The sequence below is a fragment of the Pedobacter mendelii genome (assembly GCF_014635725.1).
GTDB classification, from domain to species: domain Bacteria; phylum Bacteroidota; class Bacteroidia; order Sphingobacteriales; family Sphingobacteriaceae; genus Pedobacter; species Pedobacter mendelii.
Genome location: NZ_BMDJ01000002.1, coordinates 560422 through 576542 on the forward strand (window position 1 = coordinate 560422; position 16121 = coordinate 576542).

Below are 16121 nucleotides of genomic sequence, written 5' to 3' on the forward strand. Positions count from 1 at the left end.
TAGATGTTAATTAAGCTTTGTTTAGCTAAAAGTTAATTTAATGTGATCAAATCTTGGTTTAGTATTTAATACCTACTTTATTGCAGATAAAGTGCAATAACCATATCGGACCTATTAACAGGAATTTAACATCATCCAAAAAAGATGGCTTTTTTCCTTCAATTTTATGCCCGATAAATTGACCAATCCATGAGGCTACAAAAATGATTACACAAATTAGCCATAACGCCGGACCACCGCTTTTTTCCAATTGCTCTAATGATACAATTCCCCAACTCATTACAATAATAAGCAATAACATCATGTAAGAAAGTACAGGCGAAAGACGGTAATAATAATAAACAGAAAAAGCAATTAAGAATGATGCCCAGTTTACAAAACCATTATATTTTCCTAAAAAACCGATATAAGGAAAAGGAATAGACCAAACTAAGCCCAATAAACTGAAAATAATAAGCGGCACACAAATCCAGTGAAGAATTTCGTTGGTTTCATTATTGTGGCTTTCCTGATATTTATCAAAATATAAATCAACCGGACGTTTAGTTTCTGTTTTCATAGTTTGCTCACTCATTTATGTAAAAATAAAAAAAGAGGCTGTCTCATAAATACGAAATGTCATCCTGAGCCTGTCGAAGGACTTTTAAAACTACCTTTTGGGGCGTTTCGACAAGCTCAACGTGACAAGACCCTAAGAAATTGATTTATTAGATAATCTCTTTAAATTTTATTCATTTCGAAACCCTATAAGTTTTGAAAACCTATAAGGTTTGTGTTTTATTTACTTCGCAAAAGCTACTGAACGAGTTTCCCTGATTACCGTAACCTTAATTTGCCCAGGATACGTCATTTCTGTTTGAATACGGGTTGAAATATCAGCCGCTAATAATTCTGCCTGAGCATCTGTAATTCTTTCGCTTTCTACAATCACGCGTAGTTCTCTACCAGCCTGAATTGCAAAAGTTTTTTCAACACCTGGATAAGAGAGTGCCAGTTCTTCTAAATCTTTTAAACGTTTAATATAGCTTTCAACAACTTCTCTACGTGCACCCGGACGAGCACCTGATATCGCATCACATGCCTGAATGATTGGCGAAATCATCGAAGTCATTTCAATTTCATCATGGTGGGCACCAATCGCGTTACAAATTTCAGGATGTTCTTTATATTTTTCTGCCAATTGCATACCTAAAATTGCGTGTGGCAATTCAGGATTATCATCAGGCACTTTGCCTATATCGTGTAATAAGCCGGCACGCTTTGCCATCTTCGCATTTAAGCCCAACTCTGCTGCCATTGTTGCACAGAAATTAGCCACCTCACGCGAGTGATGTAAAAGATTTTGTCCGTAAGATGAACGATAACGCATACGCCCAACCATACGAATCAGCTCAGGGTGCAAACCATGAATACCTAAATCAATAACAGTACGCTCTCCTATTTCTACAATCTCGTCTTCTATTTGCTTTTTAGTTTTGGCTACAATTTCCTCAATACGAGCCGGATGAATACGGCCATCTGTAACCAAACGGTGTAAAGCCAAACGGGCAATTTCTCTTCTTACCGGGTCAAAACCTGATAGGATAATTGCTTCAGGCGTATCATCAACAATGATTTCGATGCCTGTTGCCGCTTCTAAAGCACGGATATTTCTACCCTCTCTACCAATTACGCGTCCTTTAATTTCATCACTTTCAATATGAAAAATAGAAACCGAGTTTTCAATTGCTGCTTCTGTAGCTGTACGTTGTATAGTTTGAATTACAACTTTTTTAGCTTCTTTACTTGCGGTTAATTTGGCTTCGTCTACAATATCCTTAATTTGTATCATAGCTTGCGTACGAGCTACTTCTTTAAGGTTTTCTACCAATTGATTTTTTGCTTCTTCAGCAGATAAACCTGCAATGGTTTCCAATTGAGTTAAATGTTGGTTTTTTAAAACCTCAACATCTTCTTGCTTTTTAACTGCTAATTCAGTTTGCTTTTCTAAATGAACCTTTTGCTTATCAAGTTCGGCTTCTTTTTTATTAAAGTTTTCCATGCGTTGATTTACCGATTGCTCTTTCTGCTTCATGGTATTTTCACGCTGGTTAATGTTATTATTTTTAGCATTCACTTCTTGCTCATGCTCTGCTTTCATTTGCAAAAATTTCTCTTTCGCCTCTAAAAGTTTATTCTTTTTTAAAATTTCAGCATTATTTTCTGCGTCTTTTAAAATTTTCTTCACTTTACTCTGTGCCGCAACCTCTTGTTGTTTAAGCAAGCTACGTAACAGGAATCTACCAACCACAATCCCGATAGCTAAACCAGCGATTAAGGCGAACACGTATCCTAATATTTCCATTTTGTTTTTTAAGTAAAAAACCGCAACTAATTTTTTAAAGTCTCATACATTTTAAACCTCAACTAAGCATAATTGGGATTTAAGCCATTTTCAGGTGCCATAGCAGATGAAATACGCCCTCTTAACCCCATAGATATTGAAGTGTTAAGTTTTATAAAATTTGAAACTCAAAAAACTAGCCGCGGCTATGTTTTTATGCTAATTTATATTAAGTTTCCGTCATGCTGAATTCATTTCAGCACCATATAATCAGATTATGGCTTGCGCCTTAATGACGAATACTTAAAAAGAACGTACCTTATTTTGAAAAGAAATCGTTTAATAAAACATCCAATTCTTCAACTTTATCAGCAACAGCAGTATCTTGGTTTTGCACCTTATTTTCTGTTCTTAATACCGCAGTTGCATAATGCAATACTGCCATAGAAAGAAGATCTTGCTTATCTCTAACCGCATAATTATCCTGATAATCTTTTATGCGCTCATTAATCATTTTTGCTGCCCGTCTCACAATCTCTTCCTCTTCCACATTTACCTTTAACGGATAAATACGGTCGGAAATGGTTATTTTAATCGAGATTTCTCCCATTTTTAGCTTAGTTTCTGATTTTTTCCCATCACCTATTTTTTTAGCAATGCGATACTTTTATCAATCTCCCGCACAAAATCGTTAATTTTTTGTTTAATGTCAAGCGACTTCTCGCTTGCGCCCTCAATACTTTTTGCAATTTTAGTAACCTTAAGTTTTTCCTCCAGATCAGTATGCTTGCTTTTTGAAGTATCAAGCGCAACTTTTAACGATTGATTTTCAAGCTTTAATAAATCATTTTCTTCCTGCAAAGCATTACATAACTCGATTACGCGAGCCGTTTTTTGTAATACCTTATCTAATTGATCTGCAACAGAAGCCATGAATTTATTTCTAAAAATACGAATTTAAATTTTATTTCCTAATTTCTGCACCTGCCTGACCGATTAAATTGGCAATTAGTTTCGACATTGTATTTTCAATTTGCTTATCGGTTAAGGTTTGCTCCTCATCCTGCAAGATAAAATTTAAAGCATACGATTTTTTTCCTTCCGGTAATTTATCTCCTTCATAAACATCGAAAACACCAACTTCTTTAATTAATTTTTTGTCGGTTTTAAATGCAATTCCTTTTAAAATATCGAAAGTTACATCCTTATCTATTAGCATAGAAAGATCTCTTCTAACCTGTGGATATTTTGAAACTTCCTTATTTACAATTTTATTTTTTCTAACAATATCAAGCAGTGCAGCCCAATCAAAATCAGCATAAAAAACTTCTGCATTTACATCTGCCTGCTTGCGGTCGGCTTTACATGCTGCCCCAAAACTAACCAATGTTTTATCCCCTCTAAAATATTTAATACCATAGGCAAAGTTATCATCCTGCAGCACATCAGTTTGATAAGATGCGATTCCTAAACGGGAAATTACTGCATCAACCGCAGCTTTCAAATTATAAAAAGTGGTCGATTTGGTATTTTGGTTCCACTGCTCACTTTCTTTAGCACCTGAAATTAAAAGCAATAACCTTGGGCGTTCTACATACCGCTCATTAATCAAATGATATGTTTTGCCATATTCATAAAATTTGACATCGGCATTTTTACGGTTTTGATTATATGCAACGCTTTCTAAAGCTGGCATTAACAAACTTTGTCGCATTACATTTAAATCGCTGCTTAAAGGATTTAAAATAAATATGGCTTCATCTAAATTTTTTGAATAAGTAGACTTGGTTAATGAATTGCACCAAATTTCTGCGTAGCCATTAGCGGTAAGCATATCCGCAATTACATTCTGCGTGTTTTCTTTGTCTGGTTTTGAAGTGTAAGAAAGTGATGCATTAATTTTTGATGGAATTGCAATGTTGTTATAACCGTAAATACGCAAAACCTCTTCCGTAATATCGCATTCGCGGGTCACGTCAACTTTAAAAGATGGCACTCGTAAAGCCAAAGTATCATCGGATGTGTTGGTTGCTGAAATACCTAAAGCTGTAATTATATGTTTAATCTCTGCAGAAGGGATATTTGCACCAATCAGTTTATTAATATTAGTATAACTTACTTCGAACTCAAAAGGCTTAATATGGCTTGGATATATATCAGAAACTGATGAGGAGATTTCGCCACCGGCTAATTCCTTAATTAAAATCGATGCATACTTTAGCGCAGTAACGGTAATTTCTGGATCAGTACCTCGCTCAAAACGGAAAGATGCATCCGTTTTTAAACCGTGTCGTTTCGATGTTTTACGAACCGAAACCGAATTGAAATAAGCACTTTCTAAAAATATATTTTTTGTATTGGCATCAACACCCGAAGTTTTACCACCAAAAACACCGGCAATACACATTGGTGCTTCAGCGTTGCAAATCATTAAATCTTCGGCACTTAATTTACGTTCAACTTCATCAAGCGTTACAAATGGGGTACCTTCTGCTACTTTTTTCACAATTACCTTTCCACCTGCAATTTTATCTGCATCGAACGCATGTAAAGGCTGACCTAAACCATGCAACACAAAATTGGTAACATCTACAACATTATTAATCGGTCTTAAACCAATCACCTTTAATTTATCCTTTAACCAATCTGGAGATTCTTGTACAGCAACACCAGAAATGGTTATGCTGCTATAACGCGGACAAGCGTCAACATCTTCAACCTCAACAGGGATAACTAAATTTTCATTATCAACTTTGAATGAGGCTAAATCAGGCATTTCATATTCACTTCTAAAATATGCAGCTAAATCTCTTGCAACACCCAAATGCGATGCCGCATCAGCACGGTTTGGTGTTAATCCGATTTCAAAAACGAAATCATCATCCATTTTAAAATGTTCTTTTGCTAAAATCCCAATTTGGGTTTCTGCAGGTAGAATCATAATGCCATCGTGAGATTTCCCTAAACCGATTTCATCTTCAGCGCAAATCATTCCTTGGGATGCTTCTCCTCTTATTTTCGATTCTTTAATTTTAAAAGGTTCACCCTCTAAAGGAAAAACGGTTGTTCCAACAGTTGCAACTACAACTTTTTGTCCGGCGGCAACATTTGGCGCACCACAAACGATTTGAAGGTTTTCCTTAGCACCTACATTTACTGTTGTTATCCTCAAACGATCGGCATTTGGATGTTGTACACAAGTTAAAACTTCGCCAATAACCAAACCCTCTAAGCCGCCGATAACAGGCTGAACTTTATCAACACTTTCTACCTCTAAACCAACATTGGTTAAGATTAAAGAAAGTTCTGCAGGCGTTTTATCTATTTTAACGAATTGCTTAAGCCAATTATATGATATTTTCATTTATTGAGGTTTGAGATTTAAGATAACAGATTTGAGACACACTATGTAACAATCCATTTCCCGAAAACTTATAAAATGCAAAGATAATATTTAATGATGAAAGCTTTTCAAAATTGAAAAACAATGAATGATTTATAATTTATTTATTAAGACTATATTTGTTTATGGCAGTTAAGGTAAATTCAAAGGCGGTTCTGTTTACACAACTTCAACTGAATGCAGAAAAAATCAAATCATTTGGGGTAGAGAAACTAGGTGTTTTTGGGTCCTTTTCGACTGACAAAGTTAATGATGATAGCGATGTAGACTTTCTTGTCGAGTTTGAACCATCAAAGAAAAACTTTGATAATTTTATTGATTTGTCATTTTATCTTGAAGAACTACTCAATAGAAAGGTGGAATTGGTTACACCACAATCTCTAAACAAACATATTGGACCTCATATTTTAAAACAAACCAAATATGTTAGCTTCTAATCATGAATTAATTAAACATATGTTGGATGAAATTAATTTCATTCTTGAGCAGTCAAGTTCAAAAAGCAAAGAGGAAGTAACTACTGACCCAGTTCTATCCAGAGCAATAATTAGAAGTCTTGAAATTATTGGTGAGGCTAGCTCAAAGATAGATGATGAGTTTCGCTCTAAATACCCATATATTGAATAGAGAAAAATAATAAATACACGTAATAAACTTATTCATGATTATTTCGGGGTTGATTACGATATCGTTTGGGATATCATAATCAACAAACTTCCTGACATCAAAATCTTTTTGGAAGAAATTACATCCTAACATTATTATTTCCCGCAAATTACGGTGATTTACGCAGAAAAAGAACTGCGAATATCTGCGGGAAAAATCTAATTTTCTTACCTCCTATAATCAGCTGAATGATGTCAATCATAAAGTGCCACAATATTATCTCCAGCAGATTACGGTGATCTACGCAGAAAAGAATATTCGAGTATCTGTGTGTAGCTCGTGAGAAGATCTACCATCGCTAAGCTTTTCGTCGTTCTAGGTCCATGCTCGAAATGAAGATCCCATTTAGCCTAATGACCAATACTTAGATTAGAAAGCATTATAGCACATGCTCCAGCGCCAATAACCACCAAAATTACCGATGCAATAATTAATTTTAAAGCAGGTTTTATCGGTTGGTTTTTTACAGACTTTATAATAAGCTGAACAATACCAATGATGAATAGTACGGCAACCAACAGCCAATAAACAATAAAAATTTCCATCGCTAACCATTTGCTAAAAGAACAGCACAGGCGCCAAAACCTATCACCACCATAATTACCGATATGATAAGCAACCTTAAGCCAGGTTTTACAGGCGTATTATTTGAAGATGCGACGATCATCATGATAATTCCAACAACAAATAAAACGATAGCGGCAAAACAGTAAAGTATTAAAAAACCGATTAGCATATTAATTCATATTTAATTTCGCTCTGATGGCATCAATTTTATTATCCCGGTAAAAGATATTCATCGTTTCAAAGGGAACAATTTTGTACTTATCGCTTACAATATGTACACATGATTTTTTTACAGCACGTACATCAAAATCAAGTGGATCCATAAAATTCATTATAATAATACGAAAAAGATTATCATAACTTAAGTTGTCAGATTTAACCCTTGGCAAGCAACACATCAATTCTCCGAAAGTATCTTCTGCACAATCTACTGAAACGCCTGTGCTGAATAAATTAAGCATGTGTTCCTTTAATTTTTCATCATGCTCAAAAACAATGGTATTTTTAGAGTTATTTAATAAATCCTCTGGATTGATAAGATGTGTCATTGGAATAACCTCATCGCCAATTTTTAAAGCATAAGCCATACAAAGGGCATCTGGATTACATGGAACCGGAATCAAATCTTGAGGTGTAAAGATTGGGTATTGTTCATAAATTTTTCTGCGAACCTCAGTCAATGTAATTCTACCAGCCTGGTCATTATAATCATCATTTCTTCCTGCTACCTGCGTTGGCTGAAAAGTTACTCCCCGAACGCATTTTTGCTTTGTTGCATATTCAATAATTTTCCCTATTTCGCCATCATTCAATCCATTTTGTAAAGTAACAACGAGCGTTGTGGATACATTAAAATGGTTAAGATTATCAATTGCTTTTTTACGTACTTCTGTTAAATCTTCCCCTCTTAATTTAGTTAGTACTTCAGCACTAAAACTGTCAAACTGCAGGTAAATTTCAAAGTCGGGCATATATGATGCAAGCTTTTCTACAAAATTAATATCCTTGGCAATTCTAATTCCATTAGTGTTTACCATTAAATGCTTAATGGGTTTCGTTTTTGCCAAATCCAGAATTGCAAAAAAGTCAGGATGTACAGTTGGCTCACCGCCAGATAATTGCACCACATCTGGCTCACCTTCATTGGCAACAACAACATCCATCATTTTTTCAATTTCCTCAAGTGTTCTGTGCCTGCCATAATGCGGTGATGACATTGCATAGCAAGTGGGACAGGCAAGGTTACACCTATCTGTAACTTCGATAACGGTTAAACAAGAGTGCTGCTCATGGTCTGTACACAAACCACAGTCATAAGGACAACCATAGTGCACTTTTGTATTAAACTTAAGCGGCATCTCTGACTGTTTATTGTAATTTCTGATTTGCTTATAATACTCAACATCATCAGCAATCATTACTTTGCTATCGCCATGTGTTTTACAATGCTTAAGCATAAAAACCTTTGCATCCTGAAAAACAATTTTTGCATCGCAAAGCATAAGACATTCCGGGCAAAGGCTTTTTGTATAATCGTAATAAATATAATCTCTTGTATTAGCCATATTCTTTTCCTTTTTCAATGAAAGCAACATTCAATGTTCTACTTATAAATTTATAATAATATAGAAAAATAAACAATGCCGACCAATGAATACTACTTAAATGTAGGAATAATGGTTGATAAGGCTTAATAAATTCTACAAGAAAACGGAATAAAAAATATAAAACCATTAAAAGCTTAAAACGATCGCCGTTTAGCATATCTTTTCGTTTAATTAACCTGAATAGCAATAAGAGCAGAATTAAAAACGACATTTCGTAGAGCATAATCGGGTGCCTTTTAATTCCATCACCTAAATCCATTCCTGTAAAAAAGTTTGTGGGTATTCCGTAAGTTGGCTCGTCAATTCCCATCGAAAAACAACCAATACGGCCGATAAATAGCGCTGCGATAATCGGAATAACGTACAAATCACCAGAGGCAATTTTGACACCTATAATTTTCTTTATCAGCTCTACGCCAAACAAGCCACCAAGTAAGCCGCCTACAATGGTTTTACTTTGATAAAGGGTAAAAAAAGTAATCTGATTTAAAGTAGCAGGCGTTTCGAGAACTGCAATAATCCTCGAGCCAATCAACGCACCAAGCATGGCACCAAGCATAATCCACAAGCGATTTTCATCAGAAATTGGGTCTTTAATTCCCTTTTTAAGATAGTAATATAATCGAACACCAATTATGAATGCAAGTGTTTCAAAAATGTAATGGTAATGATAGTAATCACCAAAAAGCTTAAACTGAAATGGGAAGAGGCGGTTGGTATTCAATAATAATGATTAATTAAAGAAAAGTCTTACAAAAACAGGTAAATGATCAGAAAAATATCTTCTGTCTTTACTATCGCTTAGCACGGCAAATTTCTCAACTTTAAATCCCTTGTTTACAAAAATATAATCAATTCTGTTTTTCAATTCACTATTGAAATCAAAATTGTTAAATGTGCCTGAGGGGCCATAAGGTGGCTCTATGGTAATTTCTTTTGCATCCTGCAGAAAAGATTTTATAGTAGAAATGGCTTCCGTTTCAGGCGTAACATTTAAATCGCCAGTATAAACTACTGGTAACTTTGGTGCAATTTCCTGTATTTTTTTCTTAATTAGTTTTGCTGATTCAATTCTTGCTTTTACACCAACATGATCATAATGTGTATTAAAAACAAGAAAATCTTTTTTATTTGTTTTATCGTAAAGCCTTACCCAACTACAAATTCTTGGCAAAACAGCATCCCAACCTTTGGAAGGTACATCCGGCGTTTCTGATAACCAAAATGTGCCTCCATCCTTTTTCAAAAATCTTGTTTTATCATAAAATATGGCTGAGAATTCGCCTTTACGCTTACCATCATCACGTCCAACGCCTTCAAATGCAAAATTAGTATCCTCGCTTAATGCATCAAACTGATCGGCTAGTGCTTCTTGCACACACAGAATATCTGCATCGTAAAATTTAGCCAAAGCCTTAACATTATCTTTACGGTTGGGCCAGGCATTAATACCATCACTAGGGTTATTATATCGAATATTGTAAGTAATAATATTAATGGGCGTTTCTTTCTTTTGAGCAAAAGAACCTACAGCTAAAAATAAACAGATTATAAAATTTAAAAAGATTTTCATTTGGCCAAATTACAAAATTGTTTAACTCCAATATTGATTTAACGTTAAGTAACAATTGTTTTATTGTTCTACAATACAATTACATTAAACCTTCATCTTTATAGCTATAATACGCATTATCCGTAAAAATTAAGTGATCAACCACTAATAAACCCAGCATTGTTCCTGAAGCCACCATATCTCTTGTTAACTTATTATCACTATCACTCGGCTTTAAATTTCCTGAAGGATGATTGTGAGCTAAAACAAGATTTGCAGCATTATTTTCTATTGCTACTTTAAAAATAATCTTCGGGTCGGCAAAGGTTGCGGCCTGCCCACCTTTACTAATAAGATATTTACCAATAATTTTGTTAGACCTGTTTAATAGAAGTATCCAGAATTCTTCGTGATTAAGGTTTGCAAAGGTACGATACAGGTATTTATAAACATCGCTTGATGCCGTTACTTGAATAACTTCATCTTCTATACTTTCCTTACGTCTTAAACCAAGCTCAAGGGCTGCAACAATAGAAACTGCCTTCGCCTCACCAATACCTTTAAATTTAGATAAATCTGTAATAGATGCTCTGCCTAATTTTGTTAAGTTGTTATCATAGAAACTTAGAATTCGTTTACTTAAATCAACGGCTGTTTCATTCCTATTGCCCGAACCGATAAGAATTGCAATAAGTTCGGCATCAGTTAAATGCCTGCGTCCGTTTAGTAAAAGTTTTTCTCTTGGTCGGTCTTCTTCAGCCCAAAGCTTAATACCGATTTTTTGTTCGTAATCTGCCATTTTTTCGGATAAAAAAAAGGCATCCCAACTTTTGGTTGGGATGCCTTTTACTAATATCGTAAAAAATTAGCTTAAACCATTAACGAATTTCGTTAATTTAGATTTATTGTTAGCTGCCTTGTTTTTGTGGATAACATTTTTCTTTGCTAAACGATCTAGCATAGAAATTACTTTAGGCAATAAATCTGAAGCAGTTTTTTTATCTTCTGCTGCACGTAACCTTTTAATAAAAGTACGTGTAGTTTTTGCCTGATATCTGTTACGTAAACGTTTTGTAGCGTTTGCTCTAATTCTTTTTAATGAAGATTTATGATTTGCCATTTTAATTTAGCCTTTATTTTTTCTTAATCGTTTCCTATAATTCGGGTTGCAAATATAGGATTAATGTTTTTAAATTACAAAACACTTTTAATTTTTTTATCGATTTTTTTTAGCTCTTAGTTTACAGTTCAAAAATAAAATAAATTTAATCATTTAGCATAAACAAATTATATAGTATAAAAAACAGTATCTATAAGAATAGCTGCCTAAAAATGTTATTTTTGGAGAAAACGAATTTTGAGTGAAAAAACGAATAGCCATCTTTGCTTCGGGTTCGGGCTCTAATGCCCAAAAACTCATGGAGCATTTTAAACGGAGTACCGATACAGAAATTTCTTTAGTATTAACCAATAATGCAGATGCTTATGTTTTGCAAAGAGCCGATAATTTTGAAATTCCAAGCCATATTTTTGATAAACACGAATTCTATGAAACAGATGAGGTTATTGATTTATTAAAAAACCTTGATGTTGATTTTATAGTTCTCGCTGGTTTTTTATGGCTTATCCCAAAAAATCTAATTGATGCTTATCCCGGAAGAATCGTAAATATCCATCCGGCTATTTTACCAAAATTTGGTGGTAAAGGTATGTACGGAGACCATGTTCATAATGCAGTAATTGCAGCAGGCGAAACAGAAGGTGGTATAACCATACATTATGTGGATGAACATTATGATGAAGGCGAATACATTTACCAGGCTAAATATAAAATCGACAAGAACGATAATTTAGAAATGGTTAAGTTTAAAGGTCAGCAGCTGGAACATTTACATTATCCAAGAATAATAGAGAGCTTGGTGAAGAAGATAAAGAAATAGACAGTATTATTGGCCTGTAAGCGTTTCTCGAATGCCTACCGCAGCAAGCAATCACAATTTTTGGAGATCATCGCCTTTTTTCTAACCTATTTCAGGTTGTAACCCTGAGCTTGTCAAAGGACGAACTCATATGGTTTAAAAACACCAATCCACCTACCGGAACACCTGCCCCGAAGGAAAAGGGTTCGAGCAAGGAAACTTATAACCCCTGCAATATGAACCCGGCATAGGAGATTATGGAGGGGTAAAAAGTTAAAGCTTTTGCATTAAGATTCCCGCATACGCGAGAATGACGACTTTGGGATTAGACAAGTTTTTGCACCCTGCTATCCGGCATAGGAGCTGATGGAAGGGTAGCCCGTTGAAACTTTTGCACTGACGTTAAAATACTGCTGCACAAGGCAGCGCGTCCTGCCCGATTTTTCATCGGGTGCTTGCGCTGCCGCAATGTAAGTTTCAACGAGGATAGCCGATATCAGATCCAAGCCTTGAACTTTTGGTACTTTTCTTTCAAGAGAAAAGGACTAGGCCGCCGCCAATGAGGCGAAAAAGCATCCAAAGAATCTAGATCTAAAAGATCCCCAGTCAAGCTGAGGATGAGGTTTTGATGGATGAGGTTTGCTGAATGGAATACTCCACTGAAAGAGAGATTGCCACATACGCGAGAATAACGACTTTGGGATTAGACAAGTTTTTGCACCCTGCTATCCGGCATAGGAGCTGATGGAAGGGTTGCCCGTTGAAACTTTTGCACTGACGTTAAAATACTGCTGCACAAGGCAGCGCGTCCTGCCCGATTTTTCATCGGGTGCTTGCGCTGCCGCAATGAAAGTTTCGACGAGGATAGCCGACATCAGTTCCAAGCCTTGATTTTTTGCTTCTTTTTTATCAAGAAAAAAGAAGGAGCCCCTCGGCGGCGGTGAGCCGAACAAAGCCAGAGCGGAGGCCTTTAAATAAATAGATTACCACGGCTATCCGGCACAGATGATGGAAGGAGAAAACGTTAAAGCTTTTGCAGAAATTTTAATGCTAGCAGAAACCAAGGCAGCACACCCTTGCCCGATTCTGCATCGGGTGCTTGCGCTGCCGCAATGTAAGTTTCAACGAGGATAGCCAACATCAGTTCCAAGCCTTGATTTTTTGCTTCTTTTTTATCAAGAAAAAAGAAGGAGCCCCTCGGCGGCGGTGAGCCGAACAAATGGCTGCGATGACAACCAGCTTAGCGAATCGTTTTTTTACTGTTAACATAACAAAAAAACCACCCTATTTTACTACCTTTGCGGCTCAAAATTTACAGTAGAATGAGTGACTCGATTAAGATTAAAAATGCTTTAATTTCAGTATATTATAAAGATGGTTTAGCGCCATTGGTAAAATTATTAGCCGCTCAGGGCGTACAGCTGTTTTCTACCGGTGGTACAGAACAATTTATTAAAGATTTAAATCTGCCAGTTACCGCTGTTGAGGATTTAACCGGCTACCCTTCTATTTTAGGTGGCCGAGTTAAAACGCTTCACCCAAAAGTATTTGGTGGTATTTTGAACCGCAGAGGCTTAGCAGGCGATAAGCAGCAAATTGCTGAATACGAAATTCCCGAAATTGATTTGGTAATTGTTGATTTATATCCATTCGAGGAAACTGTTAAGGCAGGTGGAACTGCTGAAGAAATTATCGAAAAGATCGACATTGGTGGCATTTCATTAATTCGTGCAGCGGCTAAAAACTTTAATGATGTGGTTATTATTGCATCAAAAAATGATTACCCTACGCTGCAAGCTCAATTAGAAGCACAAAATGGCGAAACAACTTTAGCTCAACGAAAAACTTATGCTAAAATCGCTTTCCACACTTCCTCTCATTACGACACTGCAATTTTTAATTACTTCAACACAGAAGAACCGCTTGATGTTTTTAAACAAAGCGTGAACACAGCCAAAACTTTGCGATATGGCGAAAACCCTCATCAGGGTGGTATATTTTATGGCGATTTAGATGCCATGTTCACCAAGCTAAACGGCAAAGAACTTTCATATAACAACCTGGTAGATGTTGATGCTGCGGTGGCATTAATTGATGAATTCGAAGACCCTACTTTTGCGATTTTAAAACACACTAATGCTTGCGGTATTGCATCTCGACCAACTGTTAAACAAGCATGGATTGATGCCTTAGCCTGCGATCCGGTTTCGGCTTTCGGCGGTGTTTTAATTACAAACGTTGAGGTTGATTTAGAAACTGCCCATGAAATTAACAACTTATTTTTCGAGGTTTTAATTGCACCTTCTTATCAGCGTGAAGCTGTTGAATTATTCAGCAAAAAGAAAAACCGCGTTATTTTACAGCGTAACCATGTAGAATTGAGTAAAAAACAATTCAAAACTTTATTAAATGGGGTTATTGAACAGGATAAGGATTTAATTATCGAAGGCCCTGAGCAAATGACAACAGTTACAGAAAAAGCACCAACTGAGCAAGAGCTAAAAGATTTATACTTCGCTAATAAAATTGTAAAACATACTAAATCCAATACCATTGTTTTGGTTAAGGATGACGTTTTAATCGCAAGCGGAGTTGGTCAAACTTCTCGTGTTGATGCTTTAAGACAGGCGATTGAAAAAGCGGCCGCTTTCGGATTCAGCATTAAAGGAAGTGTTATGGCATCCGATGCTTTCTTCCCTTTCCCTGATTGTGTTGAAATTGCTGCTGATGCTGGAATTACAGCGGTTCTACAACCCGGAGGATCTATTAAAGATGCTGATTCTGTTGAAAAAGCAAACGAAAAAGGAATAGCTATGGTTACAACCGGTGTTAGACATTTTAAACACTAGTTGGTTGTTTGGTTGATTAGGTGTTTGATTGATTGGTTAAAAACTAAACAACTATAAAACTAACCAACAAACTAACTGACTAAACAATAAAAAAGCTATTTTTACATTAGGAATAGTATAGATTTAACAAAATAAAGAAAACAAACCTAATACATGGGATTATTTAACTGGTTTACGCAAGAAGTTGCCATCGATTTGGGCACAGCGAACACCCTAATTATACATAACGACAAAGTGGTTGTAGATGAACCATCAATCGTAGCATTCGATCGTACTACAAATAAAGTTATCGCCATTGGCCGCCAGGCGATGCAAATGGAGGGTAAAACCCATGATAATATTAAAACTGTCAGGCCATTAAAAGATGGTGTTATCGCCGATTTCAACGCTGCCGAGGCAATGATTAAAGGCATGATCCGCATGCTAAATGGCGGTAAAGGCTGGATGTTTCCATCTTTAAGGATGGTAATTTGTATCCCATCAGGCATTACCGAGGTTGAGAAACGTGCAGTACGCGACTCCGCAGAAATTGCTGGTGCTAAAGAAGTTTATTTAATTCATGAACCAATGGCGGCTGCGGTTGGTATTGGGATTGATGTTGAAGAACCGATGGGTAATATGATTATCGATATTGGCGGTGGCACAACTGAAATTGCAGTAATTGCATTGTCGGGTATCGTTTGCGATCAATCTATCCGCGTTGCGGGAGATAATTTCGATTCGGATATTGTGAATTACATCCGTCGCCAACACAACATTATGATTGGAGACCGTACAGCTGAAAAAATTAAGATTGAAGTTGGTGCAGCCTTACCTGAATTACAGGATGCTCCTGCAGATTTTGCTGTTCAGGGCCGCGATTTAATGACTGGTGTACCAAAACAGATTACAGTTTCATATACTGAAATTGCACACTGTTTAGATAAGTCTATCTCAAAAATTGAAGAAGCAATTTTAAAAGCTTTAGAGATTACACCACCAGAGCTTTCTGCAGATATTTACCAAACTGGTATTTACTTAACCGGTGGTGGTGCATTGTTAAGAGGCTTGGATAAACGTGTTGCAGCTAAAACAAAATTACCAGTCCACGTAGCTGAAGACCCTTTACGTGCGGTTGTTCGCGGAACCGGTATAGCCCTTAAAAACATCGGAACTTATAAATTTTTAATGCAATAAACCGAGTCGTACGTTGTAAGTTATAAGTTTTAAGTCTTGTAACTTATAACGTATTACTT

Annotated in this window: 16 protein-coding genes and 1 pseudogene; 5 read left to right on the top strand and 12 right to left on the bottom strand. The window is 36.0% G+C overall.

The features are described from left to right. Window positions 1–58: 58 nt before the first annotated feature. The 5 genes from IEV50_RS05915 to pheT all read right to left on the bottom strand — a co-directional run bounded on the left by IEV50_RS05915 (window position 59) and on the right by pheT (window position 5687). On the bottom strand, window positions 59–574 hold the full coding sequence (locus IEV50_RS05915) for an Mpo1 family 2-hydroxy fatty acid dioxygenase (RefSeq protein ID WP_188412303.1): 516 nt from the start codon (window positions 572–574) through the stop codon (window positions 59–61). Between the two features lie 207 nt (window positions 575–781). After that, complete coding sequence (rny, locus tag IEV50_RS05920) at window positions 782–2344, bottom strand: ribonuclease Y (protein ID WP_188412304.1); 1563 nt, start codon at window positions 2342–2344, stop codon at window positions 782–784. Window positions 2345–2642: 298 nt separating this feature from the next. Next, a complete protein-coding gene (locus IEV50_RS05925; RefSeq protein ID WP_188412305.1) occupies window positions 2643–2933 on the bottom strand; it encodes a cell division protein ZapA in 291 nt (96 codons plus the stop codon). 32 nt (window positions 2934–2965) lie between these two features. Continuing rightward, window positions 2966–3256: a hypothetical protein gene (locus tag IEV50_RS05930; protein ID WP_188412306.1), complete on the bottom strand. Its 291-nt coding sequence runs from the start codon at window positions 3254–3256 to the stop codon at window positions 2966–2968. A gap of 31 nt (window positions 3257–3287) precedes the next feature. After that, window positions 3288–5687, bottom strand: coding sequence for a phenylalanine--tRNA ligase subunit beta (pheT, locus tag IEV50_RS05935; protein ID WP_188412307.1), 2400 nt, complete (start codon window positions 5685–5687; stop codon window positions 3288–3290). 164 nt (window positions 5688–5851) lie between these two features. Here pheT and IEV50_RS05940 point away from each other — a divergent pair, with 164 nt between their 5' ends. Together IEV50_RS05940 and IEV50_RS05945 are read left to right on the top strand one after the other, a co-directional pair. Further along, a complete protein-coding gene (locus tag IEV50_RS05940; RefSeq protein WP_188412308.1) occupies window positions 5852–6163 on the top strand; it encodes a nucleotidyltransferase family protein in 312 nt (103 codons plus the stop codon). A 19-nt stretch (window positions 6164–6182) separates the two neighbouring features. Next, a pseudogene (locus IEV50_RS05945) lies at window positions 6183–6482 on the top strand (HepT-like ribonuclease domain-containing protein). A gap of 260 nt (window positions 6483–6742) precedes the next feature. Here the strand turns inward: IEV50_RS05945 and IEV50_RS05950 are convergent. The 6 genes from IEV50_RS05950 to rpsT form a co-directional block, all read right to left on the bottom strand. After that, window positions 6743–6937, bottom strand: a complete 195-nt coding sequence (locus IEV50_RS05950) for a hypothetical protein (protein ID WP_229746641.1) — start codon at window positions 6935–6937, stop codon at window positions 6743–6745. Between the two features lie 192 nt (window positions 6938–7129). Then, on the bottom strand, window positions 7130–8524 hold the full coding sequence (locus IEV50_RS05955) for a radical SAM protein (protein ID WP_188412309.1): 1395 nt from the start codon (window positions 8522–8524) through the stop codon (window positions 7130–7132). Continuing rightward, window positions 8517–9290 carry a prolipoprotein diacylglyceryl transferase gene (locus tag IEV50_RS05960; protein WP_188412310.1) on the bottom strand — a complete coding sequence of 258 codons (774 nt, stop codon included), beginning with the start codon at window positions 9288–9290 and terminating at the stop codon, window positions 8517–8519. Before IEV50_RS05960 ends, IEV50_RS05955 begins: the two co-directional genes overlap by 8 nt. A 9-nt stretch (window positions 9291–9299) precedes the next feature. Beyond that, complete coding sequence (locus tag IEV50_RS05965; RefSeq protein ID WP_188412311.1) at window positions 9300–10139, bottom strand: endonuclease/exonuclease/phosphatase family protein; 840 nt, start codon at window positions 10137–10139, stop codon at window positions 9300–9302. Between the two features lie 79 nt (window positions 10140–10218). After that, window positions 10219–10917, bottom strand: coding sequence for a RadC family protein (gene radC, locus IEV50_RS05970; protein WP_188412312.1), 699 nt, complete (start codon window positions 10915–10917; stop codon window positions 10219–10221). A gap of 66 nt (window positions 10918–10983) precedes the next feature. Then, on the bottom strand, window positions 10984–11238 hold the full coding sequence (gene rpsT / locus IEV50_RS05975) for a 30S ribosomal protein S20 (RefSeq protein WP_123205479.1): 255 nt from the start codon (window positions 11236–11238) through the stop codon (window positions 10984–10986). Window positions 11239–11479: 241 nt separating this feature from the next. On the opposite strand from rpsT, the gene purN reads away from it, so the two are divergent. Next, entirely contained in the window at window positions 11480–12058 is a 579-nt protein-coding gene (purN, locus tag IEV50_RS05980) for a phosphoribosylglycinamide formyltransferase (RefSeq protein ID WP_188412313.1), read from the top strand. 704 nt (window positions 12059–12762) lie between these two features. Here the strand turns inward: purN and IEV50_RS05985 are convergent. After that, the gene (locus IEV50_RS05985; protein WP_188412314.1) at window positions 12763–12990 is read right to left on the bottom strand and encodes a hypothetical protein; all 228 of its coding nucleotides are present in this window, start codon (window positions 12988–12990) and stop codon (window positions 12763–12765) included. 369 nt (window positions 12991–13359) lie between these two features. On the opposite strand from IEV50_RS05985, the gene purH reads away from it, so the two are divergent. Both purH and IEV50_RS05995 read left to right on the top strand, forming a co-directional pair. Then, window positions 13360–14886: a bifunctional phosphoribosylaminoimidazolecarboxamide formyltransferase/IMP cyclohydrolase gene (gene purH / locus IEV50_RS05990; RefSeq protein WP_188412315.1), complete on the top strand. Its 1527-nt coding sequence runs from the start codon at window positions 13360–13362 to the stop codon at window positions 14884–14886. Window positions 14887–15039: 153 nt separating this feature from the next. Further along, window positions 15040–16062: a rod shape-determining protein gene (locus tag IEV50_RS05995; protein WP_056092903.1), complete on the top strand. Its 1023-nt coding sequence runs from the start codon at window positions 15040–15042 to the stop codon at window positions 16060–16062. Window positions 16063–16121: the final 59 nt, after the last annotated feature.

Excerpts from the sequence above, each read along its gene's own strand:
- purH (WP_188412315.1), top strand. The coding sequence starts at position 13,360 with ATGAGTGACTCGATTAAGATTAAAAATGCTTTAATTTCAGTATATTAT.
- pheT (WP_188412307.1), bottom strand. The coding sequence starts at position 5,687 with ATGAAAATATCATATAATTGGCTTAAGCAATTCGTTAAAATAGATAAA.
- IEV50_RS05940 (WP_188412308.1), top strand. The coding sequence starts at position 5,852 with ATGGCAGTTAAGGTAAATTCAAAGGCGGTTCTGTTTACACAACTTCAA.
- rny (WP_188412304.1), bottom strand. The coding sequence starts at position 2,344 with ATGGAAATATTAGGATACGTGTTCGCCTTAATCGCTGGTTTAGCTATC.
- IEV50_RS05915 (WP_188412303.1), bottom strand. The coding sequence starts at position 574 with ATGAGTGAGCAAACTATGAAAACAGAAACTAAACGTCCGGTTGATTTA.
- IEV50_RS05925 (WP_188412305.1), bottom strand. The coding sequence starts at position 2,933 with ATGGGAGAAATCTCGATTAAAATAACCATTTCCGACCGTATTTATCCG.
- IEV50_RS05955 (WP_188412309.1), bottom strand. The coding sequence starts at position 8,524 with ATGGCTAATACAAGAGATTATATTTATTACGATTATACAAAAAGCCTT.
- IEV50_RS05965 (WP_188412311.1), bottom strand. The coding sequence starts at position 10,139 with ATGAAAATCTTTTTAAATTTTATAATCTGTTTATTTTTAGCTGTAGGT.
- IEV50_RS05950 (WP_229746641.1), bottom strand. The coding sequence starts at position 6,937 with ATGGAAATTTTTATTGTTTATTGGCTGTTGGTTGCCGTACTATTCATC.
- radC (WP_188412312.1), bottom strand. The coding sequence starts at position 10,917 with ATGGCAGATTACGAACAAAAAATCGGTATTAAGCTTTGGGCTGAAGAA.
- rpsT (WP_123205479.1), bottom strand. The coding sequence starts at position 11,238 with ATGGCAAATCATAAATCTTCATTAAAAAGAATTAGAGCAAACGCTACA.
- IEV50_RS05930 (WP_188412306.1), bottom strand. The coding sequence starts at position 3,256 with ATGGCTTCTGTTGCAGATCAATTAGATAAGGTATTACAAAAAACGGCT.
- IEV50_RS05995 (WP_056092903.1), top strand. The coding sequence starts at position 15,040 with ATGGGATTATTTAACTGGTTTACGCAAGAAGTTGCCATCGATTTGGGC.